The organism is Bacillus sp. EB106-06-01-XG163 (assembly GCF_058791615.1).
The window spans coordinates 344,970-368,402 of record NZ_JBYTDS010000001.1 but is presented as its reverse complement, the minus strand read 5'-3'; the positions used below and the strand labels follow the sequence as shown (position 1 = coordinate 368,402).

The following is a 23,433-nucleotide window of genomic DNA, read 5'->3' as shown; positions in this document are numbered from 1 at the left end:
AGAGGTTGATTACAGCCTTGAAAACAGATACAGGTAAAGTCCGCCGGCATAATGAAGATGCGGCGGGCATTTTCACAAAAGAAGACGCGGTGCTTGCGGTTGTCGCCGACGGCATGGGCGGTCATCTTGCCGGAGATGTAGCGAGCAGGATGGCGGTTGCGGCGATGGAAGAGCAGTGGAACCGGACCGAAACGGTTCCATCTCTGCCGTCTGCTTGCGAGAATTGGCTGAAAGACCGGATTCATGAGGCGAATGTCAAAGTACATGACCACGCTAAAGCGAATGAAGAATGCCGGGGAATGGGCACCACTGTTGTTTGCGCCTTATTCACCGGGAAGTTTGTCACTGTGGCTCATATCGGTGACAGCCGGTGCTACCTGCTTCAAGAGGGGGAATTCACTCAGCTGACTGAAGACCATTCGCTTGTGAATGAGCTGGTCAAGACGGGGGAAATTTCGAAAGAGGACGCCGAGCACCATCCGCGGAAAAATGTATTGACGAGAGCGCTGGGGACAGATGAAACCATCAGTCCCGACGCCCGTTCTTTTGAACTGTCTGACGGCGATCAGCTGCTTTTATGCTCTGACGGACTGTCAAATAAAATAGAAGATCACGAGATCAAACAAATGCTTCAAGCCGAATCTGATCCTCAGGAAAAAGTAGACCTTCTCATCAGCAAAGCGAATCAAAACGGCGGCGAAGATAACATCACGGCTGTGTTGATTGAGTTTTCCGCAGATGCAAAAGAGGGTGAAGACAAGTGCTAACCGGCAAGCGGATCAGCGGGCGTTATCATATCCTCCGGCCTATTGGCGGCGGCGGAATGGCAAACGTTTTTTTAGCTGAGGACATCATTCTCGAACGTGAAGTCGCAATTAAAATTCTGCGGTTTGACTTTGTGAATGACATTGATTTTATCAGGCGTTTCAGAAGAGAAGCACAGTCGGCATCAAGCCTCGATCATCCGAATATCGTCAGTATTTACGATATCGGGGAGGAAGGCGATATTTATTACATTGTCATGGAATATGTGGAAGGCATGACATTAAAGGAATACATAAACGCACACGGACCGCTTCATCCGAAAGAAGCGCTGTCCGTTATGGAGCAGATCGTCTCGGCCATCGCCCATGCCCATCAAAACCATATCGTGCACCGGGATATTAAACCGCACAATATATTGATAGATCATTTAGGGCATATCAAGGTGACGGATTTCGGAATCGCCACAGCGCTTACGTCTACGACAATCACACATACGAATTCTGTGCTGGGCTCGGTTCATTATTTGTCTCCGGAGCAGGCGAGAGGCGGTCTGGCAACGAAAAAATCAGATATTTACGCGCTCGGCATCGTGCTGTTTGAGCTTTTAACAGGTAAAATTCCTTTTGACGGAGAATCAGCCGTCAGCATAGCGCTAAAGCATCTGCAAACAGAAACGCCTTCCGCCAGAAAGTGGAACCCTTCCATTCCGCAGAGCGTCGAAAACATTATTTTAAAGGCAACCGCTAAAGACCCGTTTCACCGCTATGAAAGCGCCGAGGACATGGAAGCGGACATCAGAACGGCTTTTGACGCCGGCAGGCTGAATGAACAAAAATTTTCCGTGCAGGATGATGAGGAAATGACAAAAGCCATTCCCGTCATTACTGACGGCGCAAAAGCCGCGCCTCAGGCGGAAACGCCGGGGGAGACGGATGATAAGGAACAGCAGCCCGCCAAAAAGAAAAAACGGAAATGGCCGTGGGTTTTGCTGGCCGTCTGTTTCATTTTCATTATGGCGGCTGTTCTTGCGGTCACCGTGTTCCCGTCTTTGTTTATGCCTAAAGATGTAAGCGTCCCCGACGTACGGGGCATGAAGTACGAAAAAGCGGAAGCCCTGCTTGAAAAGAACGGGCTCCGGGCGGATCCTGATATAACGGATATTGAAGATGAAAAAATAGAAGAGGAATTAATGGTCAAAACGGACCCAAAAGCGGGGTCTACCGTTAAAGAAGGCTCTTCTGTAAAACTGTACAAAAGCATCGGAAAACCGAAAACCCAGCTGATCGACGTGAAAGGAAGGCAGATCGGCGACGCAAAAAAAGCGCTGAAGGAAAAAGGCTTCAAACATGTCAATGTCAAAGAAGAGAACGATGACAGCGAGGCCGGCACCGTAATTGATCAGAACCCGTCAGCCGGCACCGACATGGTCGCAAGCGACGAGGAAGTCAATCTAACGGTCAGCCTCGGCCCGGCGGACGTTACGCTGAGGGACTTAAAGACTTACAGCAAAGAAGCGGCTTCAGGGTATCTTGAAGATAACGGCCTGCAGCTTGTTGAAAAACAAGCCCATTCAGATGACGTGCCGGAAGGACAAGTCATGAAGCAAGAGCCGGCAGCCGGCACTGCGGTTAAGCCGGGAAGTAATGTTGAAGTGACGTTCTCGCTCGGACCTGAAGAAAAACCGGCGAAAACGGTAAAAGAAAAAATCAGCATTCCTTACGAACCCGAACATGAAGGGGACGAGCTTGAAGTGCAAATCGCCATCGATGATAAGGACCACAGCATCTCTGATACGTATGACTCATTTAAAATAAAAGAGCCGACTGAAAAAACAATTGAACTGAAGATTGATCAGGGACAGAAGGGGTATTATCAAGTGATGGTCGATCATAAAGTCGTCAGCTACAAAACGATTGAATACCCGAAAGATAATGACTGACAAGGAGGGACCCTATGCCTGAGGGCAAAATTATAAAAGCGTTAAGCGGATTCTATTATGTCTTGGATGAATCACAGGACAAGATCATTCAATGCAGGGGCCGGGGCATTTTCAGAAAAAATAAAATAACGCCCCTGGTCGGCGATTATGCCGTTTATCAGGCTGAAAATGATAAAGAAGGCTACCTGCTGGAAATCAAAGAACGAACAAACGAGCTGATCAGGCCGCCGATTTCAAATGTCGATCAGGCCGTTCTCGTCTTTTCTGCCGTTCAGCCGGCGTTCAGCACGTCTTTATTGGACCGTTTTCTCGTCCTTGTGGAAGCCAATGGCATTCACCCGATCATCTGCATAACCAAAATGGACTTAGCTGCAGACGGGGAATCGAAAGAGGCGATACTTTCTTACGTGAAAGACTATCAGGCGATCGGTTATGACGTATATGTGACGTCATCAAAAGAAAACAGCGGCTTAACAGGCATTGTGAAACACTTCGAGAACAAAACAACGGTGTTTGCCGGTCAGTCCGGAGTCGGAAAATCTTCGCTTTTAAATGCGATCAGCCCGGAGCTTGAGCTGAAAACAAACGAGATTTCCGCGCATTTGGGACGCGGAAAACATACGACGCGCCATGTGGAGCTCATTCATACATCAGGCGGTCTGGTTGCGGATACTCCGGGGTTCAGTTCGCTTGAATTTACCGGCATTGAGGAAGAAGAGCTGGGCAGCACGTTCCCTGAGATCAGAGAAATAAGCGCCTCTTGCAAATTCAGAGGCTGTCTGCATCTTAAAGAGCCGAAATGCGCGGTAAAGCAAGCGGTGGAAGAAGGAGAGATTCAGCCGTACCGCTATGAGCATTACAAAGAATTTATGCAGGAAATAAAAGAGAGAAAGCCGAGGTATTAATATGATTAAGGTTGCGCCATCAATTCTTTCCGCCGATTTTGCTTCACTGGGCGAGGAAATTAAAGACGTGGAAAAAGGAGGGGCGGACTATATCCATATTGATGTCATGGATGGCCATTTCGTCCCTAACATTACAATCGGGCCGCTTATCGTTGAAGCCGTCCGTCCGGTGACTGATCTGCCGCTGGATGTCCATCTTATGATTGAAAACCCGGACCGCTACATCCCGGCATTCGCAAAAGCCGGTGCGGACATCCTTTCCGTTCATGCTGAAGCGTGTCCGCATCTTCACCGGACCATTCAATTGATAAAAGAGCAGGGAGTAAAAGCGGGAGTTGTGCTCAATCCGCATACGCCCGTCCAAATGATTGAACATGTGATCGAGGAGCTTGACCTTGTGCTGTTAATGACGGTTAACCCCGGTTTTGGCGGACAGCGCTTCATTCATTCGGTTCTGCCGAAAATCCGTCAGGTCAAACAGCTGGCTGAGGAGAAAGGCCTGTCTGAGCTTTTAATCGAGGTGGACGGAGGCGTTAATATAGAAACAGCCCCTTTATGCACTGAAGCGGGCGCCAATCTGCTTGTTGCCGGGTCTGCCGTATATAATCAGCCGGATCGGAAAAAAGCCATTGCTGACATCCGAAACGCGTAATAAACATGCTGAAAAAGAGCCCGGTGAAAGCCGCCGGCTCTTTTCGCGTCTAAGAGAGAGGAAAACATATGAAGACAATCAATATCGTTGCGGGCGGCCCGCGGGAGCTTATTCCCGATCTATCCGAATACACTGACGGAGATACGACGTGGGTCGGAGTCGATAAAGGGACGGTTGCTCTTTTGGAAGCCGGAATCATTCCGCAGGAAGCTTTCGGTGATTTTGACAGCATTACGGAAGAGGAGCTCATGCAGATTCAAAAAGCGGCGCCGGCCCTCCATGTGTATCAGGCGGAAAAAGATTATACCGATCTTGAACTCGCCCTTGACTGGGCTTTACAAAAAGAACCGGAAAACATTCGGATATTCGGTGTGACGGGCGGAAGAGCCGATCACTTTTTAGGGAATATCCAGCTGCTGTATAAAGCCTTACATAAGAATACCGATGTCGAGCTGATCGACCGGCAGAATGACATTCAGATGTTCGGGCCCGGCCGTTATACAATTGAAGAAAAAGTGCGCAGACGCTATATTTCTTTCATTCCGTTTACGGAAGCGGCAGACGGCCTGACACTCGACGGTTTTAAATATCCCCTTGATAATTGTCATATTCCTCTGGGTTCCACACTATGTATTAGTAACGAACTCATTCATTCACGAGGTACTTTTTCGTTTGCAAAAGGCATATTAATAATGGTAAGGAGCGCGGATTAGAAAAGCGGCTTCTGCCATATGCGGAAAAAACCATGAATCCTAAAGTGATGAACGCAGCGGATACGGGACTTATAGGAGGGGACAAAATGAAATTTTATACCATTAAATTGCCGAAGTTTTTAGGAGGAATTGTCCGGGCGATGCTGGGCTCATTTAGAAAAGAGTAAGCCCAAGAAGCTGAAATTGCCCTCTTTGAACGCATAAAAAACGCCTGCCGCATAAAAGGGCAGGCGTTCATTTTTGCTTATACACGCTCAACTTTACCGGATTTTAAAGCCCGGGCAGATACATATACTTTTTTAGGTTTGCCGTCAACGAGGATGCGGACCTTTTGAAGGTTGGCGCCCCAAGTACGCTTAGAAGCGTTCATTGCGTGAGAACGGTTGTTTCCGGCTTTTGTTTTTTTACCTGTAATAAAACATTTACGTGCCATTTGTTTCCCTCCTAACTGCGCGAAACATCTTTTCAAACATAGTGTCTCAGATGCTTTCGTTATACAATACTTTAAATAATTTACCACAGCTAAAAACCGTTTGCAACTATTGTTTCCCTTACTTTCAAGAAAAATCACTTGACATGTAAAACCAATCACATTTCCGCGCTGAAGGCCGCTGTCTGTATCTTTTCTTTTCATAATGGGATACATATAGTAGAATAATGATAACTCTATGCATCTGAAGGAGGAACCTGTGTGTCCATTGAAATGAAGACAAAATACGGACAGATTGATATATCCAACGAAGTCATCGCAATGGTTGCCGGAGGCGCTGCCATTGACTGTTACGGAATAGTGGGGATGGCCTCAAAAAACCAGATTAAAGACGGTTTGTCTGAAATCCTCCGGAGAGAGAACTTCGCAAAAGGCGTACATGTCCGTCAGGAAGCCGAACAAATACATATCGACATGTACATTATTGTCAGCTACGGCACTAAAATATCCGAAGTAGCCCACAATGTTCAGACGAAGGTAAAATACACAGTAAATCAAACAATCGGACTTGCAGTTGATTCTGTAAATATTTATGTCCAAGGCGTACGAGTAACGAACCCGTAGTGAGGAGGATGAGTATTGTCTAGACGAAACTTAGATGGGAGAGCTTTTGCGGCAATGATTCTGGCGGGGGCTGAGACATTGTCTCAAAACGCATCCGCGGTGGATGCGCTGAACGTGTTTCCCGTGCCTGACGGCGACACCGGAACAAATATGAATTTATCGATGTCATCCGGTGCAAGAGAGGTAGAGCACATTGACTCACCCGACATCGGCAAAGTCGGCATCGCCTTGTCAAAAGGCCTGCTTATGGGAGCGAGAGGAAACTCAGGGGTGATCTTGTCCCAATTGTTCAGAGGTTTCACAAAGAGCATTGAAAACAAAAACCAAATAGACGCCCAAGAATTTGCCGCAGCACTCCAAGCGGGAGTGGATATGGCATATAAGGCGGTCATGAAACCGGTTGAAGGAACGATTTTAACCGTGGCCAAGGATGCGGCTAAAAAAGCGGTCGCCTCGGCCAAAGAAGAAACCGATATTATTTCGGTCATGGAGGCCGTTATTGAAGAAGCGGAAGCGTCGCTGAACCGCACGCCGGATCTGCTTCCTGTTTTAAAGGACGTCGGTGTCGTTGACAGCGGCGGAAAAGGTCTGCTTTGTGTATATGAAGGCTTTTTGGCTGCTTTAAAAGGAGAGGCCGTACCGAAAAAAGCGGTTCTTCCGGCACTCGATGATATGGTGAATGCCGAGCATCATAAAAGCGCGCAGAGCATGCTGAGTACAGAAGACATTGAATTCGGATTTTGTACGGAAGTGATGGTAAGGCTGGATCAAGATAAACGGACGTTCAAGGAAGAGACGTTCAGAAACGAACTGAGCCGTTTCGGCGATTCATTGCTGGTCGTGGCTGATGACACGCTGGCGAAAGTTCATATTCATGCCGAAGAACCAGGGAACGTACTCAATCTCGCACAGCGTTACGGCGATTTGATTAAAATTAAAATTGAAAACATGAGGGAACAGCATACTTCAATCATCAGCCAAGAACATGATGAAAAAAAGCCGGCCGGCGTTATGAAAGAAGCCCGCAAGCCTTTTGGCATCGTGACTGTGGCAATGGGAGAGGGCATTTCTGAATTGTTTACGAGCATCGGCGCTTCACACGTAATCGAAGGCGGCCAGACAATGAATCCGAGCACGGAAGATATTGTTGAAGCCGTTCAGTCTGTCAATGCGGAGACGGTTTTCATTCTTCCGAACAATTCCAATATTGTGATGGCTGCCAATCAGGCGGCGAGCGTGGCTGAAGAAAATGTCATTGTCATTCCGGCAAAAACGGTCCCTCAAGGCATGACCGCCCTGCTTGCGTTTAACCCTGACCAGCCGGCTGATGTAAATGAAGCCAATATGCTTGAGGCCATCCGGAATGTGAAAAGCGGACAGGTGACATATTCAGTCAGAGACACCCATATCGACGGCAAGGATATTAAAAAAGGTGATTTTATCGGCATTTTAAACAGTTCAATTATCGGCAGCGCCGAAGATCGGATAAGTGCGGCGAAATTGCTGCTGGATGAAATGATCGGGGATGAAGATGAAATCGTCACCATCCTGTACGGAGAGGACGCGCCGGAAGAAGAAGCTGAGAAACTCGCTGAGTATATTGCAAGCGTCTGTGAAGATATCGAGGTTGAAATCCATAACGGCAGACAGCCTCTGTATCCATATATATTTGCGGCAGAATAGAAGGGCTTATCAGGCCCTTCTATTCTTATGCCTTTATTTACCTGCGGCAGTGCGGCAGTGTGCCTGCTTGCCAATTGAGAAATGTTCAATTAGTCTAAAGAAAAGCGCTGAATGAAGTGATGTTAAGGAGGAGCAAACCAGCATGAAGTATAGAAGCGTTTTTGATATTATCGGCCCGGTAATGATCGGTCCGTCCAGTTCACATACCGCAGGCGCCGCCCGGATCGGCAGAGTGGCCAGAAGCTTATTCAGGCGGGAGCCCCGCCGGATCGTTGTGTCTTTTTACGGTTCATTTGCGGAAACGTATAAGGGTCACGGCACTGATGTCGCGATTATCGGCGGCCTGCTTGATTTTGATACATTTGATGAACGGATTAAAACAGCGATTCAAATTGCGGAAGAGAAGGGCATATATGTAGAGTTCCGTACAGAGGATGCCGTGCCCGTTCATCCGAATACGGCGCGTATCGTCATTTCTGATGATGAGGGAGAGCTTGCCCTTACCGGTATTTCCATCGGCGGCGGAAAAATAGAAATCACGGAGCTCAACGGCTTTGAGCTGCGTTTGTCCGGAAACCATCCGGCTATTTTAGTCGTTCACAATGATAAATTCGGCACGATTGCAGGCGTTGCCAATGTGCTTGCGAAATTCTCCATCAACGTCGGACATATGGAAGTGGCGCGTAAGGACGTCGGCCAGCTTGCGCTGATGACGATTGAGGTCGATCAGAATATTGAAGAAGAAGTGCTTGACGAGCTTTCAACACTTCCTAATATTATACAGGTTACTAAGATAGCTGACTAAAAAGTCAGGAGGAAAATGACATGTTTCGTAATGTAAAAGAATTAATAGAAATCACTCAAGAAAAACAAATTCCGATTTCGGAAGTGATGATCACCCAAGAGATGGAAGTGACGCAAAAAACGCGGGAAGAAATCTTTCAAGGAATGGAGCGCAATCTCTCCGTCATGGAAGCAGCTGTTGAAAAAGGGCTGAAGGGCGTCACGAGTCAGACCGGTTTAACAGGCGGAGATGCCGTGAAACTTCAGGCATACATCCAATCGGGAAGAAGTCTGTCGGGCAATCTGATTTTAGACGCCGTTTCTAAAGCTGTGGCGACAAATGAAGTCAATGCGGCGATGGGAACGATCTGCGCTACACCGACCGCCGGCTCTGCCGGGGTCGTGCCGGGAACGTTATTCGCCGTAAAGCATAAGCTGAATCCTACGACAGAACAAATGATCCGTTTTCTGTTTACAGCCGGCGCGTTCGGTTTTGTCGTAGCAAATAATGCGAGTATTTCAGGAGCGGCAGGAGGCTGTCAGGCGGAAGTCGGGTCAGCATCAGGCATGGCAGCGGCTGCGATTGTGGAAATGGCGGGCGGAACGCCTCAGCAATCAGCGGAAGCAATGGCGATTACACTGAAAAATATGCTCGGTCTCGTATGTGACCCGGTCGCCGGATTGGTAGAAGTGCCGTGTGTCAAACGAAACGCAATGGGAGCATCCAACGCAATGATCGCGGCGGATATGGCGCTGGCCGGGATTACAAGCCGCATTCCTTGCGATGAGGTGATTGACGCGATGTACAAAATCGGCCAGACAATGCCGACAGCACTGCGTGAAACGGGACAAGGCGGTTTAGCCGCGACACCGACGGGAAGAGAATTAGAGAAAAAAATTTTCGGAGGAGCGCTGAAATCAAGTGGCACACCATCAGCAAACTAGTATAGCGGAAATTAAGGGCATTGGGCCGGAAACAGAAAAAACATTGCACGAACTTGGTATCTATGACATTTCTGATCTTCTGAATTATTTCCCTTACCGTTATGACGACTATGAGCTGAGGGATTTAGAAGAAGTAAAACATGAAGAAAGAGTGACGGTAGAAGGGAAGGTTCATTCAGAACCTTCTCTTACCTATTACGGCAAAAAACGAAACAGGCTGACATTCAGGGTGCTTGTCGGCAATTATTTAATTACCGCGGTCTGCTTTAACCGTCCCTACTTAAAAAAGAAACTGACGTTAGGTTCTGTCGTCACGATATCCGGGAAATGGGATAAACACAGACAGACCGTTTCCGTGCAGGAATTAAAAAACGGTCCTCATCAAGAAGATAAAAGCATTGAGCCTGTTTATTCCGTTAAAGAAAACGTCACCGTAAAAATGATGAGACGGTTTATTAAGGAAGCGCTGCAGCATCATTTGGACAGTGCGGCCGATCCGCTTCCTGAAAAATTGAGAATCCGCTACAAGCTGCCTGATTACAAACATGCCCTGCAGACGATGCATCAGCCTGAAACGAGGGAATCGTTACAGCAGGCAAGACGCCGGTTTGTTTACGAGGAATTCTTATTATTTCAGCTGAAAATGCAGGCGTTCCGTAAAGCGGAAAGGGAACAGTCAAAAGGCATCAGCCATGTGTTTCCGGCTGAAAAGCTCGCCGCTTTCACAGACAGCCTGCCGTTTTCGCTCACGACCGCACAGACGCGTGTGCTTCGGGAAATTACCGCTGATATGACATCCCCTTACCGAATGAACCGTCTGCTGCAAGGTGATGTCGGATCAGGGAAAACGGCCGTCGCCGCCATCGCTTTGTACGCTGCGATTTTGTCGGGGTATCAGGGGGCATTAATGGTGCCGACTGAAATTCTGGCCGAACAGCATGCAGATTCTCTCGTATCGTTGTTTGCAAATGAAGATGTAAATATCGCGCTTTTGACGAGTTCTGTCAAAGGAAAGCGGCGCAGGGAGCTTTTGGAGCGGCTTGCTCTCGGAGAGATTGATATTTTAGTAGGGACCCATGCTTTAATCCAGGATGAAGTGGAATTCAAAGCGCTGAGCCTTGTTATTACGGACGAGCAGCACCGGTTCGGGGTCGAACAGCGCAAAAAACTCAAGAATAAAGGTCAGGATCCGGATGTGCTGTTTATGACAGCTACTCCGATTCCGAGAACGCTGGCCATTACCGTCTTCGGAGAAATGGATGTTTCCGTGATAGATGAAATGCCCGCGGGGCGAAAACAAATCGAAACGTATTGGGTGAAACACGACATGCTGGAGCGGATTTTGGCTTTTATAGAAAAAGAGCTGAAGCAGGGAAGGCAAGCCTATGTTATCTGCCCGCTCATTGAAGAGTCGGATAAACTGGATGTACAGAATGCGATTGACGTATATAACATGCTGTCTGACGTTTACCGCGGTAAATGGAATGTCGGCCTGATGCACGGGAAGCTCCATTCTGATGAAAAAGATCAGGTGATGAGAGAATTCAGCGCCAATCAATGTCAGGTACTTGTGTCAACAACCGTCGTAGAAGTCGGGGTGAACGTGCCGAATGCGACGATTATGGTCATCTATGACGCCGACCGTTTCGGGTTATCTCAGCTCCATCAGCTCCGCGGCCGGGTCGGGCGGGGAGACCACCAATCTTTCTGCATCTTGATGGCAGATCCGAAATCCGAAACCGGGAAGGAACGGATGAGAATCATGTCAGAGACAAACGACGGCTTCGAGCTGTCTGAAAAGGACCTTGAACTGCGCGGCCCCGGTGATTTCTTCGGAAAAAAACAGAGCGGTATGCCCGAGTTCAAGGTGGCGGATATGGTTCATGACTACAGAGCTTTGGAGACGGCCCGCCAGGATGCGGCCAATCTGGTGTCTTCAGAGGCTTTTTGGAAAGATGACGAATACCGCATGCTGCGCGGTCAATTACTTTCAAGCGGCGTCCTGGAAGGGGAGAAATTAAGCTGATTCTGCAAAATTCGGCGGCTTTCAAAAAACAATCATTGCATTCCAATCTATGAGATTATATACTACTATTAGTACCTAGTCTTAATTGTCCGGATGGTGTTTACAGATGAGAAGAAGCAAGAAAGAACGCCAAAAATTATTGCAGCAGACGATCAAATCGACACCCTTCATCACAGATGAAGAATTAGCGGGGAAATTCGGCGTCAGCATTCAGACGATCCGTTTAGACCGCTTAGAGCTCTCAATACCGGAGCTGAGGGAAAGAATTAAAAACGTGGCAGAACAAACGCTTGATGATGAAGTGAAATCACTGTCTTTAGACGAAGTGATCGGTGAAATTATTGATCTGGAGCTTGACGGCCAGGCCATTTCCATATTAGAAGTAAGACGCGAACATGTCTTCAGCCGCAATCAAATTGCGCGGGGGCATCATTTGTTTGCGCAGGCGAACTCACTCGCCGTAGCCGTCATTGATGATGAGCTGGCGCTGACCGCAAGCGCAAATATCCGCTTTACAAGACAGGTGAAAGAAGGCGAGCGCGTCGTTGCGAAAGCCAAAGTGACGGCAGTCGAAAAAGAAAAAGGCAGAACGGTAGTTGAAGTCAACAGCTATGTGGGAGAAGAAGTCGTGTTCTCCGGCAGCTTTGACATGTATCGTTCAAAACAATCATAAAGGTGGAGCATGCATGAGAATAGCTGTAGATGCAATGGGAGGCGACAACGCACCCAAAGCTGTTATTGACGGAGTAATGAAGAGTATTGAGGCATTTGACGATCTTCATATTACGCTGGTCGGTGACAAGACAACGATAGAATCACACTTGCCAACAACATCAGACCGCATCACTGTGTTGCACGCCGATGAAGTGATTGAACCGACGGATGAACCGGTCCGCGCCGTACGCAGAAAGAAAAACTCGTCTATGGTGCTGATGGCGCAGGAAGTGGCTGAAAACAGAGCGGACGCCTGCATCTCAGCGGGGAATACGGGCGCACTCATGACAGCGGGACTGTTTATCGTCGGCAGAATTAAAGGAATCGACCGGCCTGCGCTTGCGCCGACGCTTCCGACCGTTTCAGGCGACGGTTTCCTTCTTTTGGACGTGGGAGCCAATGTCGATGCCAAACCGGAGCATCTCGTCCAGTACGGAATTATGGGATCTGTATATGCCCGGCAGGTTCTCGGAATCAGCTCGCCCCGCGTCGGATTGTTAAATGTCGGCACGGAAGAAAAGAAAGGAAACGACCTGACAAAAAAGACGTTTGAATTATTAAAAGAAACAAACGTGAATTTTGTCGGAAACGTTGAGGCGAGAGACTTGCTCGAAGGCGCTGCTGACGTCATCGTCACAGACGGCTTTACGGGCAACGTCACTTTGAAAACATTGGAAGGTTCAGCGTTATCGATTTTCAAAATGCTGAAAGATACACTGACTTCAAGTTTTGTTTCTAAGCTCGCAGCGGGAGTGCTGAAGCCGAAGCTGATGGAAATGAAACTGAAAATGGACTATTCTGAGTACGGCGGGGCGAGTCTTTTCGGTTTGAAAGCGCCCGTCGTTAAAGCGCACGGCTCTTCTGACGCACGCGCTGTTTACCATGCGCTGCGCCAGGCGAGAGAAATGGTCAGCCAAAACGTGGCCGCATTTATAGAAGAAGAAGTAAAAGAAGAAAAAACAGATGAGTAGTCTGGAGGTTACCGCATCATGAGTAAGATTGCATTTTTATTTCCCGGACAGGGATCACAATATATCGGTATGGGAAAAGACCTGTACGAACGCGAAGAAGCGTCAAAACGTATTTTTGATGAAGCGGATGAAACGCTTGAAACAAAGCTGAGCTCGCTCATTTTTGAAGGCGACGCCGAAGAATTAACCCTTACATACAATGCGCAGCCTGCGCTGTTGACAACGAGCATCGCCGTATTGGAAAAGTTTAAAGAATCCGGCATCACCCCTGATTTCACCGCCGGACACAGCCTCGGAGAATATTCGGCGCTTGTTGCGGCGGGAGCGATGACATTTAAAGATGCCGTTTACACGGTAAGAAAACGGGGAGAATTCATGAATGAAGCCGTGCCGGCCGGAGAAGGCGCCATGGCCGCTATTCTCGGCATGGATGCGGAGTCATTGAAAAAGGTGACGGATCAAGTGACGGAAAACGGTCATCTCGTACAGCTTGCAAACTTGAACTGCCCCGGCCAGATCGTCATTTCCGGAACGGCAAAAGGCGTGGAGCTGGCTTCAGAAGAAGCGAAAAACAACGGAGCAAAACGGGCAATCCCATTAGAAGTAAGCGGACCGTTCCATTCTGAATTAATGAAGCCGGCAGCGCAAAAACTCGAGGAGGTGCTCAGCGCCTGTGAGTTAAAAAATGCGGCTGTTCCCGTGATTTCAAACGTTTCGGCTGACGTTATGACAGAAAAAGACGATATCAAGAAAAAACTGATCGAACAGCTGTACTCACCTGTTCGCTTTGAAGAAACCATTAACAAACTGATTGACGAAGGCGTCACGACGTTTGTTGAAATCGGGCCGGGAAAAGTGCTTTCAGGCCTTGTGAAAAAAGTGAACCGCCGCCTTAAAACAATCGCGGTTTCTGACCATGAAACCATCGAACTGGCGATTCAAACGCTGAAGGAGGAGAATCAGGATGCTTAATGAAAAAACAGCAGTGGTAACGGGAGCGTCCCGCGGAATCGGGCGGGCGATCGCGCTTGATCTTGCGAAAAACGGCTGTAACGTAGTAGTCAACTACTCCGGGAATGAAGCGAAAGCGAACGAAGTCGTAGATGAAATCAAATCTTTGGGCCGAAACGCGATCGCGGTAAAAGCTGATGTATCAAATTCCGAAGAAGTACAAAACATGATGAAAGAGGCTGTCGCTGCATTTTCTTCAATCGACATTCTCGTGAACAATGCGGGGATCACAAAAGACAATCTTCTGATGAGAATGAAAGAAAATGAATGGGATGATGTCATTAACATTAACCTAAAAGGTGTATTCAACTGCACGAAAGCCGTTACAAGACAGATGATGAAACAGCGCTCCGGCCGGATTATCAACGTATCATCAATCGTCGGCGTCAGCGGAAACCCCGGCCAGGCAAACTATGTGGCGGCAAAAGCCGGTGTAATCGGCTTAACGAAGTCATCAGCCAAAGAGCTTGCGAGCCGCAATATTACGGTCAATGCAATTGCTCCGGGCTTTATTTCCACGGATATGACGGACAAGCTTTCTAAAGAAGTCCAAGATGAAATGCTGAAGCAGATTCCGCTCGCGCGTTTCGGTGATCCTTCCGATATCAGCAGCGTTGTTACGTTCCTTGCTTCTGAAGGATCGCGTTATATGACGGGCCAAACCCTTCATATTGACGGCGGAATGGTGATGTAAAGATTTGTTTTTAAAATTTCATCCTAGTTTCTCTAGTTTTTTAAAAACGAATCCTCTATAATACTTGAGGGGAGGTGAATTGCTATGGCAGATACATTAGAGCGTGTAACGAAAATCATCGTAGACCGCCTTGGCGTTGATGAAGCTGACGTCAAACTTGAAGCTTCTTTCAAGGAAGACTTAGGTGCTGATTCCCTAGATGTAGTTGAGCTTGTTATGGAACTTGAAGACGAGTTTGATATGGAGATTTCTGACGAAGATGCTGAAAAGATTGCAACAGTCGGCGACGCTGTGAACTACATACAAAACCAGCAATAAGCTGATGCTAAAAGTCCCGCCTGACAGCGGGGCTTTAGCCCTTTAATCGTTCGGTTACCGGCGTCTGACGCTGTACGCGCTGCCGATTCCGTTTACGGCGGGGAGCGCGGTGAACCTGATGTGCCTATGGAGGTTACTATGTCAAAACACTCACATTTTAAAGATAAAAAAAAGTTCTATAAAAAAATAGAGCAATTTAAAGAGTTCCAAGAACGGATTTCGGTTCATTTTCAAAACGAGAAACTTTTGTATCAAGCATTTACACATTCATCTTATGTGAATGAGCATCGGAAAAAGCCGTATGAAGACAATGAAAGGCTTGAATTTTTAGGTGACGCTGTTTTGGAACTGACGATCTCCCAATTCTTATTTGCCAAATACCCGGCCATGAGTGAAGGAGATTTGACGAAGCTGAGAGCCGCTATCGTATGCGAGCCGTCACTCGTCTCACTTGCCCATGAATTGTCATTCGGCGATCTTGTTCTCTTGGGAAAAGGAGAAGAAATGACGGGCGGCAGAAAGCGTCCTGCGCTTTTAGCGGATGTGTTTGAAGCGTTTATCGGCGCACTGTATCTGGATCAGGGCCTTGACCCGGTTCAGCAATTCCTGAAAGTGTACGTGTTCCCTAAAATAAACGATGGTGCTTTTTCTCATGTGATGGATTTCAAAAGCCAGCTTCAAGAATTTGTACAGCGGGACGGAAAAGGATCGCTTGAGTACAAAATTCTCAATGAAAAAGGGCCTGCCCACAACCGGGAATTCGAGGCGCTAGTCTCTCTTAAAGGTGAGGCGCTCGGTATCGGGAACGGACGTTCCAAAAAAGAAGCCGAGCAGCATGCGGCACAGGAAGCTCTTGCAAAATTGCAAAAACATCATACGAAACAATAAAATCCCCCTGTATCCCTAGGGGGATTTCAGTATGTCTGCGCCTGATATAAGCGGGTGATTATGATAATATTGAGATACTTATACGATAAGGAGGATCTGGGATGTTCCTCAAACGTTTAGACGTTATAGGATTTAAATCATTTGCAGAACGGATATCCGTTGACTTTGTAAAAGGCGTCACGGCCGTTGTCGGTCCGAACGGCAGCGGAAAGAGCAACATTACCGAAGCTATCCGCTGGGTGCTCGGCGAACAATCAGCCCGCTCGCTTCGGGGCGGAAAAATGGAAGATATCATTTTTGCGGGAAGTGATTCACGCAAGCGGCTGAACCTTGCCGAAGTCACGTTAACGCTTGATAATGAAGATCATTTTCTCCCGATCGATTATCACGAAGTCAGCGTGACGAGACGGGTGTACCGTTCCGGAGAGAGTGAATTTCTCATCAACAATCAGCAGTGCCGTTTGAAAGACATCATTGACTTATTTATGGACTCCGGGCTCGGAAAAGAAGCATTCTCTATTATCAGTCAGGGGAAAGTCGAAGAGATTCTCAGCAGCAAAGCGGAAGACCGCCGTAGTATTTTTGAAGAAGCGGCCGGCGTGCTGAAATATAAAACAAGAAAGAAAAAAGCGGAAAACAAACTGTTTGAGACGCAGGATAACTTAAACAGGGTGGAAGATATTCTCCATGAGCTTGAAGATCAGGTCGAACCGCTGAAAATCCAGGCATCAATCGCCAAAGACTACTTAGAAAAAAAGAAAGAGCTTGAGCATGTCGAAATTGCCCTTACCGCCTTTGACATCGAACAACTGCATGGCAGATGGTCGGGTTTAAAAGACAAGGTGCAGGCTGCTAAAGAAGAAGAATTGGCGGAATCATCGGCTCTATCCGCAAAAGAAGCGATGATAGAAGAGACGAGAGATAAAATCCACGCGCTTGATGAATCCGTCAACGAACTGCAGCAGGTTCTGCTCGTGACAAGTGAAGAGCTGGAAAAGCTGGAAGGCCGGAAAGAAGTGCTGAAAGAGCGCAAAAAAAACGCCGCGCAAAACCGGGAACAGCTTGAGGAATCCGTTACACATTACACGAACAAAGAAGCCGAACTGAAAGCGGACATTGAAAAACAGTCTGCCGTCTATGATAAGCTGCGTGCGGAAGTGAAGCGGTTAAACGCCCAAGTGAAAGAAAAGCAGCAGGCTCTCAGTCTGCATAATGAAAATGTAGATGAGAAAATCGAACAATTAAAAAGCGATTACTTTGAATTGTTAAACAGCCAGGCGTCGATTCGCAACGAGCTGCAGCTTTTAGATGACCAGATGTCCCAATCCGCGGTCCAGCAGGCGAGACTGACAGCAAACAATGAAAAATATCTTGAAGAACGTAACGATATTGCAGTCCGCAAAGCGGCGTGCGAAGAAGAATTGGCTGCCGTTGAAGAGGATATTCACAATCAGGTCGTCCGCTTTCGCGAAGTCCAGACAGCATATGAACAGAAAAAACGCCAGTATGAAAAGAAAGAATCAGCGCTGTATCAGGCATATCAATTCGTCCAGCAGGCCAGATCCAAAAAAGATATGCTTGAAACGATGCAAGGCGATTTTTCAGGATTTTACCAAGGCGTAAAAGAAGTGCTGAAGCAGAAAGAGAAGCTCGGCGGCATCCGCGGCGCCGTTCTCGAACTGATTGCCACCGAACAAAAGTATGAAACGGCGATCGAGATTGCACTCGGCGCAGCGGCGCAGCACGTTGTCACAGACGACGAGCAGGCGGCGCGGAAAGCGATTCAATATTTAAAACAGAATTCATTCGGCCGCGCTACGTTCCTGCCGCTTACGGTTATGAAACCGCGCCAGCTCCAAACCCGTGATGAACAGACGGCTCAGAAGCATCCGTCTTTCCTCGGCACAGCGAGCGGGCTTGTCACATATGATGCCGCGTATCGGAATGTCATTCAAAACCTTCTCGGCACCGTGCTGATCACTGAAGATTTAAAAGGCGCGAATGAACTGGCCAAGCTTCTCGGGCACCGCTACCGCATCGTGACGCTTGAGGGCGATGTCGTCAATCCAGGCGGATCAATGACAGGCGGCGCGGTCAAAAAGAAAAACAATTCTCTGCTCGGCAGAAGCCGTGAGCTTGAGACGGTGACTGCGCGGCTTGCCGAAATGGAAGAAAAAACAGCTCTGCTCGAAAAAGAGGTCAAAACGCTGAAGCAGGCCATTCAAGAGCTTGAACATACGCTGAGCGGTCTCCGTGAAGACGGTGAAGCTTTCAGAACAAAGCAGCAGGATGTAAAAGGCAGGCTGTATGAACTCGAAGTTGCTGAAAAGAACATCAATACCCATCTGGAGCTTTACGATCAGGAGAAAGCATCACTGACCGAAAGCAGCCGGGAAAAAGAGACGCGCAAATCAGCTCTGGAAGAACAGCTGAGTGAGGCATCCGGCCAGCTGAAAGAGCTTGAGGAAGAGATGGAAAGGCTGACAAAACAAAAGCAGACCCTATCCTCAACAAAAGAAACGCTCTCTCATGAACTGACGGAATGTAAAGTGGCTGCTGCGAAAAAAGAACAGGCTTGTTCGAGTGAAGAAGACAACCTCAAACGGCTGAAAAAAGAGCTTGAAGAAACGCAGCTCGCTCTGAAAGAAACACGGGAAGATTTAAGCCTCCTGACCTCAGAGATGACGTCCAGCACAAGCGGTGAGGAGCAGCTTGAAGAAGCAGCCCATCACAAGCTTCACGATAAAACGAGAACGATCGAATTGATCGCCAGCCGGCGCGACCAGCGTGTGAAGCTCCAGCGGGCTCTTGATACGAACGAGCTTGAGCTGAAAGAGATGAAGCGTCTCTACAAGCAAAAAACAGACATTCTGAAAGATGAAGAGGTAAAACTCGGCCGGATGGAAGTTGAGCTTGATAATCTCTTGCAGTATTTACGCGAGGAGTACAGCTTATCCTTTGAAGGGGCAAAAGAACAATATCAGCTCGAACTCGAGCCTGAAGAGGCGAGAAAACGGGTCAAACTGATCAAGCTTTCAATTGAAGAGCTCGGAACGGTCAATCTCGGCAGCATCGATGAATTTGAAAGAGTAAACGAACGATATCAGTTTTTAACAGAGCAGAAAAATGACCTGACGGAAGCGAAAAATACACTGTTTCAAGTCATTGAAGAAATGGATTCTGAAATGACGAAGCGATTCCATGAAACGTTTATCCAGATCCGTTCTCAATTCAACGACGTGTTCCGTTCTTTATTCGGAGGAGGACGGGCTGAACTGAAGCTGACTGATCCGAATGATCTTCTTAATTCCGGGGTGGACATTATCGCGCAGCCTCCGGGTAAAAAACTGCAAAACTTAAATCTTTTGTCAGGGGGAGAACGGGCGCTGACTGCCATTGCCCTTTTATTCTCCATTCTGAAAGTAAGGCCCGTGCCGTTCTGCGTCCTTGATGAAGTGGAAGCTGCGCTTGATGAAGCCAATGTATTCAGGTTTGCGCAATATTTAAAAAAATACAGCGGCGACAGCCAGTTTATCGTCATCACCCACAGAAAAGGCACCATGGAAGAAGCGGATGTCCTCTACGGTGTTACGATGCAGGAATCCGGCGTTTCCCGAATGGTTTCGGTCAAACTGGAAGAAACAAAAGAATTCGTTCAGTAACGAGGAAAGAGGTTGAAAGATGAGCTTTTTTAAAAAATTAAAAGAGAAAATCACGAAACAGACAGACTCCGTCTCTGAAAAATTTAAAGATGGTCTTGAAAAAACAAGAAATTCCTTCTCAAATAAAGTGAACGAACTCGTCTCCCGCTACCGGAAAGTCGACGAGGATTTCTTCGAAGAGCTTGAGGAAGTGCTGATTGGCGCTGACGTAGGTTTTACAACCGTCATGGAGCTGATTGATGAGCTCAAAAAAGAAGTGAAGCTGAAAAACATCCAGGATCCTCAGGAAGTGCAGTCCGTCATTTCTGAAAAGCTTGTCGACATTTATAACAGCGGCGACGAACAGATTTCTGAATTAAATATTCAGGACGGGCGCCTGAACGTTATTCTGCTTGTCGGGGTAAACGGCGTCGGAAAAACGACAACGATCGGAAAACTTGCCCATAAGCTGAAGAATGAAGGCAAATCCGTTGTGCTCGCTGCCGGAGACACCTTCAGAGCCGGGGCGATTGAACAGCTTGAAGTGTGGGGGGAGCGTACAGGCGTGCCTGTCATTAAACAGGCTGCCGGAAGCGACCCTGCTGCGGTTATTTATGATGCCGTACACGCGGCTAAAGCAAGAGGAGCGGATGTGCTGATTTGTGATACGGCCGGCCGCCTTCAGAATAAAGTAAACTTAATGAAAGAGCTTGAAAAAGTCAAACGCGTCATCGAACGCGAAGTGCCTGAGGCTCCGCATGAGGTTCTCCTTGCGCTGGACGCGACGACAGGCCAAAATGCGATGGCGCAGGCGAAAGAATTCTCCAAAGCGACGAATGTGACGGGTATCGCGTTAACGAAGCTTGACGGCACCGCTAAAGGCGGTATCGTCCTGGCGATCCGCAATGAGCTTCACATCCCCGTGAAACTGGTCGGCCTCGGAGAAAAGGTTGACGATCTCCAGCGGTTTGATGCAGAATCTTACGTATACGGTCTCTTTTCTGATTTAGTTGAAAAAGCCGAGGATTAATGAATAAAAAACGAGTATAAAATGTACGGTTTTATACTCGTTTTTTTATACGCATTGATAGATCGGAATGGAGGGGGCAATTGTTGGACAAATGGCTGAAAGCTGAATTGGAAAGTAAGGTCGGAGCGATAAACCATATGTCGCTGTTGGATGAACAGGGAGGCACTTCAACCGTTCGGAAAATAGTGGCCGGCCAAGACGCATTTCTGCTGAAAAGTTCTTTTCAACAGAAGTATCGGGAATGGTTAATGAGAGAAGCCTTCGTTTTACAAAAACTGACGGAAACTCGTCGTCTGCCTGTTCCTATTTATTATGGGATGATACAGGAACAGCATGCCAGCCATATCGTAATGTCATTTGAGGATGGAATCACCCTGACTTCTGCTTTAAGAAAAGCAAAAGGAGATACTGAAAAGAAAAAGCTGATCAAAAGTTTCGGCCAGTTTCTGCAACGTCTGCATGAAACCGAAATGGTCCCTGGTTTACAGCCGGAATCAGACTGGCTCGATCTGCAAATCAAACGAGCCGGGGAATATGTCAAAAAAGGACAGGCTGAAGGAAGTGCAGAGCTTTTGAAGGAATTGGACAGGTGCAGGCCTGTTCCTGTTCAGCAGACAATGATTCACGGTGACTGCACGACTGATAATGTGCTGGTGAAAGACGGAGAGGTCTATCTGTTTATCGATGCTGCGGGAATATCGGCGGGAGATCCGCGATATGATGAATCATTAGCGATCAGTCATTTTGTCACAAATGAAGCATGCCTCAATGCTTTTTACGAAGGCTATTGCCGCTATCGTGTATCAAAACAAGAATTCGAGTATTTTAACGACGGTCTATATGAATTTTTTTGAAAAAACTTATTATGTAAAAAGAGCATCCTGCTTTGACAAGATAAAAACTTGACACACGCTCTGAAACCATGTAAACTAAGTTTTTGTAAAGGGATTTGACTTAACAAAGGGGAGAGCTCAAATGTCGCTCGAAAAAACGACGAGAATGAACTATTTATTTGACTTCTATCAGTCGTTGCTGACGTCAAAACAAAAGAGCTATATGTCGCTTTATTATCTGGACGATTTCTCCCTTGGTGAAATAGCCGAAGAGTATGACGTTTCAAGGCAAGCCGTTTACGATAACATCAAACGGACTGAAGCGATGCTTGAACAATATGAAGAAAAACTGCTCCTTTTTAAAAAGTTTCAGGAGCGTAAAGAAATGTTTACAAAGCTGAAAGAGCTCGCTTCCGGGTTGCAGGAAGAGGAAAAAATGACGGCTCTGATTGAAGCGCTTGAGAAATTAGATTAGGAGGCGGCAAACAATGGCATTTGAAGGATTAGCCGACCGACTGCAAAAGACGATTTCAAAAATCCGCGGAAAAGGAAAAGTCAGCGAACAAGACGTAAAAGAGATGATGCGTGAAGTTCGTCTTGCGCTTCTTGAGGCTGACGTTAACTTTAAAGTCGTAAAGGATTTTGTGAAAAAAGTAAGTGAACGGGCTGTCGGACAGGACGTTATGCAGAGTCTGACACCCGGTCAGCAGGTTATTAAAGTCGTAAAAGAAGAGCTTACCGAGCTGATGGGCGGCGAAGAAAGCAAAATTGCCGTCGCCAAACGCCCCCCGACCGTTATTATGATGGTCGGGCTCCAAGGTGCCGGTAAAACGACAACCACGGGGAAGCTTGCCAACCTGCTGCGCAAAAAACATAACCGCAAACCGCTGCTCGTGGCTGCGGATATTTACCGCCCCGCCGCGATTAAACAGCTGGAAACCCTGGGGAAACAGCTTGATATGCCGGTCTTTTCGCTTGGCGATCAGGTCAGCCCGGTGGAAATTGCCAGACAGGCGATTGAAAAAGCGAAGGAAGAGCATCATGATTATGTGATTTTAGATACCGCCGGACGGCTGCACATCGATCATGAACTGATGGATGAGCTCTCCGGCGTAAAGGAAGTCGCAAATCCTGAGGAAATTTTCCTTGTCGTCGACTCAATGACCGGTCAGGATGCGGTAAACGTCGCCAAAAGCTTTAATGACCAGCTCGGTTTAACGGGCGTCATTTTAACAAAGCTTGACGGGGATACCCGCGGAGGTGCGGCGCTTTCTATCCGCGCGGTCACCGAAACGCCGATTAAATTCGCCGGAATGGGAGAAAAGCTCGATGCTCTTGAAGCGTTCCATCCTGAACGGATGGCATCCCGGATTCTCGGAATGGGTGACGTGCTGACCTTGATTGAAAAAGCTCAGGCGACCGTTGATGAAGACAAAGCCAAAGAGCTTGAGCAGAAAATGAGAACGATGAGCTTCACATTGGATGATTTTCTGGAGCAGCTCGGCCAGGTCCGAAACATGGGGCCTCTTGACGAACTGCTGCAAATGATGCCCGGCGCAGGCAAAATGAAAGGCTTAAAAAACATCCAAGTCGATGAAAAACAGCTGAATCATGTGGAAGCGATCATTAAATCAATGACTGTTCTTGAAAAAGAACAGCCGGATATCATTAACGCCAGCCGGCGGAAGCGGATTGCCAAAGGAAGCGGAACATCCGTTCAGGAAGTCAACCGTCTTTTAAAGCAGTTTGAGGAAATGAAAAAAATGATGAAGCAGATGACCAACATGACAAAAGGGAAGAAAAAAGGCTTTAAATTACCTTTTATGTAATCGGTTATACATGATAAAACCGTTGTTAAGAAAAAACAC

23 protein-coding genes are annotated in these 23,433 nt (G+C 47.5%); 22 read left to right on the top strand and 1 reads right to left on the bottom strand.

Annotated features, from left to right (window positions below):
• Positions 1–5: 5 nt before the first annotated feature.
• From AC3WTF_RS01415 to spoVM, 6 genes are all read left to right on the top strand, one after another.
• Positions 6–767: a Stp1/IreP family PP2C-type Ser/Thr phosphatase gene (locus AC3WTF_RS01415; RefSeq protein WP_041482434.1), complete on the top strand. Its 762-nt coding sequence runs from the start codon at positions 6–8 to the stop codon at positions 765–767.
• The gene (gene pknB, locus AC3WTF_RS01410) at positions 761–2,704 is read left to right on the top strand and encodes a Stk1 family PASTA domain-containing Ser/Thr kinase (protein WP_129003124.1); all 1,944 of its coding nucleotides are present in this window, start codon (positions 761–763) and stop codon (positions 2,702–2,704) included. Before AC3WTF_RS01415 ends, pknB begins: the two co-directional genes overlap by 7 nt.
• 14 nt (positions 2,705–2,718) lie before the next feature.
• A complete protein-coding gene (gene rsgA, locus AC3WTF_RS01405; RefSeq protein ID WP_007409752.1) occupies positions 2,719–3,609 on the top strand; it encodes a ribosome small subunit-dependent GTPase A in 891 nt (296 codons plus the stop codon).
• A 1-nt stretch (position 3,610) separates the two neighbouring features.
• A complete protein-coding gene (gene rpe, locus AC3WTF_RS01400) occupies positions 3,611–4,261 on the top strand; it encodes a ribulose-phosphate 3-epimerase (RefSeq protein WP_012117536.1) in 651 nt (216 codons plus the stop codon).
• A 68-nt stretch (positions 4,262–4,329) separates the two neighbouring features.
• Entirely contained in the window at positions 4,330–4,974 is a 645-nt protein-coding gene (locus tag AC3WTF_RS01395) for a thiamine diphosphokinase (protein ID WP_020955810.1), read from the top strand.
• Positions 4,975–5,060: 86 nt separating this feature from the next.
• Positions 5,061–5,141 carry a stage V sporulation protein SpoVM gene (spoVM, locus tag AC3WTF_RS01390; protein ID WP_003154329.1) on the top strand — a complete coding sequence of 27 codons (81 nt, stop codon included), beginning with the start codon at positions 5,061–5,063 and terminating at the stop codon, positions 5,139–5,141.
• 77 nt (positions 5,142–5,218) lie between these two features.
• On the opposite strand, the gene rpmB is transcribed toward spoVM, so the two are convergent.
• Positions 5,219–5,407 (bottom strand): 50S ribosomal protein L28, encoded by a 189-nt coding sequence (gene rpmB, locus AC3WTF_RS01385; protein WP_003154328.1) that lies wholly within the window; start codon positions 5,405–5,407, stop codon positions 5,219–5,221.
• Between the two features lie 258 nt (positions 5,408–5,665).
• Between rpmB and AC3WTF_RS01380 the strand changes: the two genes are divergently transcribed.
• The 16 genes from AC3WTF_RS01380 to ffh all read left to right on the top strand — a co-directional run bounded on the left by AC3WTF_RS01380 (position 5,666) and on the right by ffh (position 23,394).
• A complete protein-coding gene (locus tag AC3WTF_RS01380) occupies positions 5,666–6,028 on the top strand; it encodes an Asp23/Gls24 family envelope stress response protein (protein WP_003154327.1) in 363 nt (120 codons plus the stop codon).
• Between the two features lie 15 nt (positions 6,029–6,043).
• Entirely contained in the window at positions 6,044–7,711 is a 1,668-nt protein-coding gene (locus AC3WTF_RS01375; RefSeq protein ID WP_025284718.1) for a DAK2 domain-containing protein, read from the top strand.
• Between the two features lie 142 nt (positions 7,712–7,853).
• Positions 7,854–8,516, top strand: coding sequence for an L-serine ammonia-lyase, iron-sulfur-dependent subunit beta (gene sdaAB / locus AC3WTF_RS01370; protein ID WP_003154325.1), 663 nt, complete (start codon positions 7,854–7,856; stop codon positions 8,514–8,516).
• A gap of 20 nt (positions 8,517–8,536) precedes the next feature.
• Positions 8,537–9,439, top strand: coding sequence for an L-serine ammonia-lyase, iron-sulfur-dependent, subunit alpha (sdaAA, locus tag AC3WTF_RS01365; protein WP_007409756.1), 903 nt, complete (start codon positions 8,537–8,539; stop codon positions 9,437–9,439).
• Positions 9,417–11,465, top strand: coding sequence for an ATP-dependent DNA helicase RecG (recG, locus tag AC3WTF_RS01360; RefSeq protein ID WP_032866064.1), 2,049 nt, complete (start codon positions 9,417–9,419; stop codon positions 11,463–11,465). The genes sdaAA and recG overlap by 23 nt, the downstream gene beginning before the upstream one ends.
• Positions 11,466–11,571: 106 nt before the next feature.
• On the top strand, positions 11,572–12,138 hold the full coding sequence (fapR, locus tag AC3WTF_RS01355) for a transcription factor FapR (protein ID WP_003154320.1): 567 nt from the start codon (positions 11,572–11,574) through the stop codon (positions 12,136–12,138).
• A gap of 13 nt (positions 12,139–12,151) precedes the next feature.
• Positions 12,152–13,150 carry a phosphate acyltransferase PlsX gene (gene plsX, locus AC3WTF_RS01350; protein ID WP_007409758.1) on the top strand — a complete coding sequence of 333 codons (999 nt, stop codon included), beginning with the start codon at positions 12,152–12,154 and terminating at the stop codon, positions 13,148–13,150.
• Between the two features lie 18 nt (positions 13,151–13,168).
• Positions 13,169–14,122, top strand: coding sequence for an ACP S-malonyltransferase (fabD, locus tag AC3WTF_RS01345; RefSeq protein WP_007409759.1), 954 nt, complete (start codon positions 13,169–13,171; stop codon positions 14,120–14,122).
• A complete protein-coding gene (gene fabG / locus AC3WTF_RS01340; RefSeq protein WP_003154312.1) occupies positions 14,115–14,855 on the top strand; it encodes a 3-oxoacyl-[acyl-carrier-protein] reductase in 741 nt (246 codons plus the stop codon). The genes fabD and fabG overlap by 8 nt, the downstream gene beginning before the upstream one ends.
• A gap of 84 nt (positions 14,856–14,939) precedes the next feature.
• Positions 14,940–15,173 carry an acyl carrier protein gene (gene acpP / locus AC3WTF_RS01335; RefSeq protein ID WP_003154310.1) on the top strand — a complete coding sequence of 78 codons (234 nt, stop codon included), beginning with the start codon at positions 14,940–14,942 and terminating at the stop codon, positions 15,171–15,173.
• 138 nt (positions 15,174–15,311) lie between these two features.
• Positions 15,312–16,061 (top strand): ribonuclease III, encoded by a 750-nt coding sequence (gene rncS / locus AC3WTF_RS01330; RefSeq protein WP_007409760.1) that lies wholly within the window; start codon positions 15,312–15,314, stop codon positions 16,059–16,061.
• Positions 16,062–16,162: 101 nt separating this feature from the next.
• The gene (gene smc, locus AC3WTF_RS01325) at positions 16,163–19,723 is read left to right on the top strand and encodes a chromosome segregation protein SMC (protein WP_039063090.1); all 3,561 of its coding nucleotides are present in this window, start codon (positions 16,163–16,165) and stop codon (positions 19,721–19,723) included.
• 19 nt (positions 19,724–19,742) lie between these two features.
• Positions 19,743–20,732, top strand: coding sequence for a signal recognition particle-docking protein FtsY (ftsY, locus tag AC3WTF_RS01320; RefSeq protein WP_003154301.1), 990 nt, complete (start codon positions 19,743–19,745; stop codon positions 20,730–20,732).
• An 83-nt stretch (positions 20,733–20,815) separates the two neighbouring features.
• Positions 20,816–21,586, top strand: coding sequence for a phosphotransferase family protein (locus AC3WTF_RS01315; RefSeq protein ID WP_047935707.1), 771 nt, complete (start codon positions 20,816–20,818; stop codon positions 21,584–21,586).
• A gap of 121 nt (positions 21,587–21,707) precedes the next feature.
• Positions 21,708–22,040 carry a putative DNA-binding protein gene (locus AC3WTF_RS01310; protein ID WP_003154299.1) on the top strand — a complete coding sequence of 111 codons (333 nt, stop codon included), beginning with the start codon at positions 21,708–21,710 and terminating at the stop codon, positions 22,038–22,040.
• 13 nt (positions 22,041–22,053) lie between these two features.
• Positions 22,054–23,394, top strand: coding sequence for a signal recognition particle protein (ffh, locus tag AC3WTF_RS01305; protein WP_007409763.1), 1,341 nt, complete (start codon positions 22,054–22,056; stop codon positions 23,392–23,394).
• Positions 23,395–23,433 lie beyond the last annotated feature (39 nt).

Coding starts and splice junctions, on each gene's coding strand:
- fabD (WP_007409759.1), top strand. CDS start 13,169: ATGAGTAAGATTGCATTTTTATTTCCCGGACAGGGATCACAATATATC.
- AC3WTF_RS01395 (WP_020955810.1), top strand. CDS start 4,330: ATGAAGACAATCAATATCGTTGCGGGCGGCCCGCGGGAGCTTATTCCC.
- ffh (WP_007409763.1), top strand. CDS start 22,054: ATGGCATTTGAAGGATTAGCCGACCGACTGCAAAAGACGATTTCAAAA.
- rpmB (WP_003154328.1), bottom strand. CDS start 5,407: ATGGCACGTAAATGTTTTATTACAGGTAAAAAAACAAAAGCCGGAAAC.
- plsX (WP_007409758.1), top strand. CDS start 12,152: ATGAGAATAGCTGTAGATGCAATGGGAGGCGACAACGCACCCAAAGCT.
- fabG (WP_003154312.1), top strand. CDS start 14,115: ATGCTTAATGAAAAAACAGCAGTGGTAACGGGAGCGTCCCGCGGAATC.
- rncS (WP_007409760.1), top strand. CDS start 15,312: ATGTCAAAACACTCACATTTTAAAGATAAAAAAAAGTTCTATAAAAAA.
- smc (WP_039063090.1), top strand. CDS start 16,163: ATGTTCCTCAAACGTTTAGACGTTATAGGATTTAAATCATTTGCAGAA.
- sdaAB (WP_003154325.1), top strand. CDS start 7,854: ATGAAGTATAGAAGCGTTTTTGATATTATCGGCCCGGTAATGATCGGT.
- fapR (WP_003154320.1), top strand. CDS start 11,572: ATGAGAAGAAGCAAGAAAGAACGCCAAAAATTATTGCAGCAGACGATC.
- acpP (WP_003154310.1), top strand. CDS start 14,940: ATGGCAGATACATTAGAGCGTGTAACGAAAATCATCGTAGACCGCCTT.
- rpe (WP_012117536.1), top strand. CDS start 3,611: ATGATTAAGGTTGCGCCATCAATTCTTTCCGCCGATTTTGCTTCACTG.
- spoVM (WP_003154329.1), top strand. CDS start 5,061: ATGAAATTTTATACCATTAAATTGCCGAAGTTTTTAGGAGGAATTGTC.
- sdaAA (WP_007409756.1), top strand. CDS start 8,537: ATGTTTCGTAATGTAAAAGAATTAATAGAAATCACTCAAGAAAAACAA.
- AC3WTF_RS01310 (WP_003154299.1), top strand. CDS start 21,708: ATGTCGCTCGAAAAAACGACGAGAATGAACTATTTATTTGACTTCTAT.
- ftsY (WP_003154301.1), top strand. CDS start 19,743: ATGAGCTTTTTTAAAAAATTAAAAGAGAAAATCACGAAACAGACAGAC.
- rsgA (WP_007409752.1), top strand. CDS start 2,719: ATGCCTGAGGGCAAAATTATAAAAGCGTTAAGCGGATTCTATTATGTC.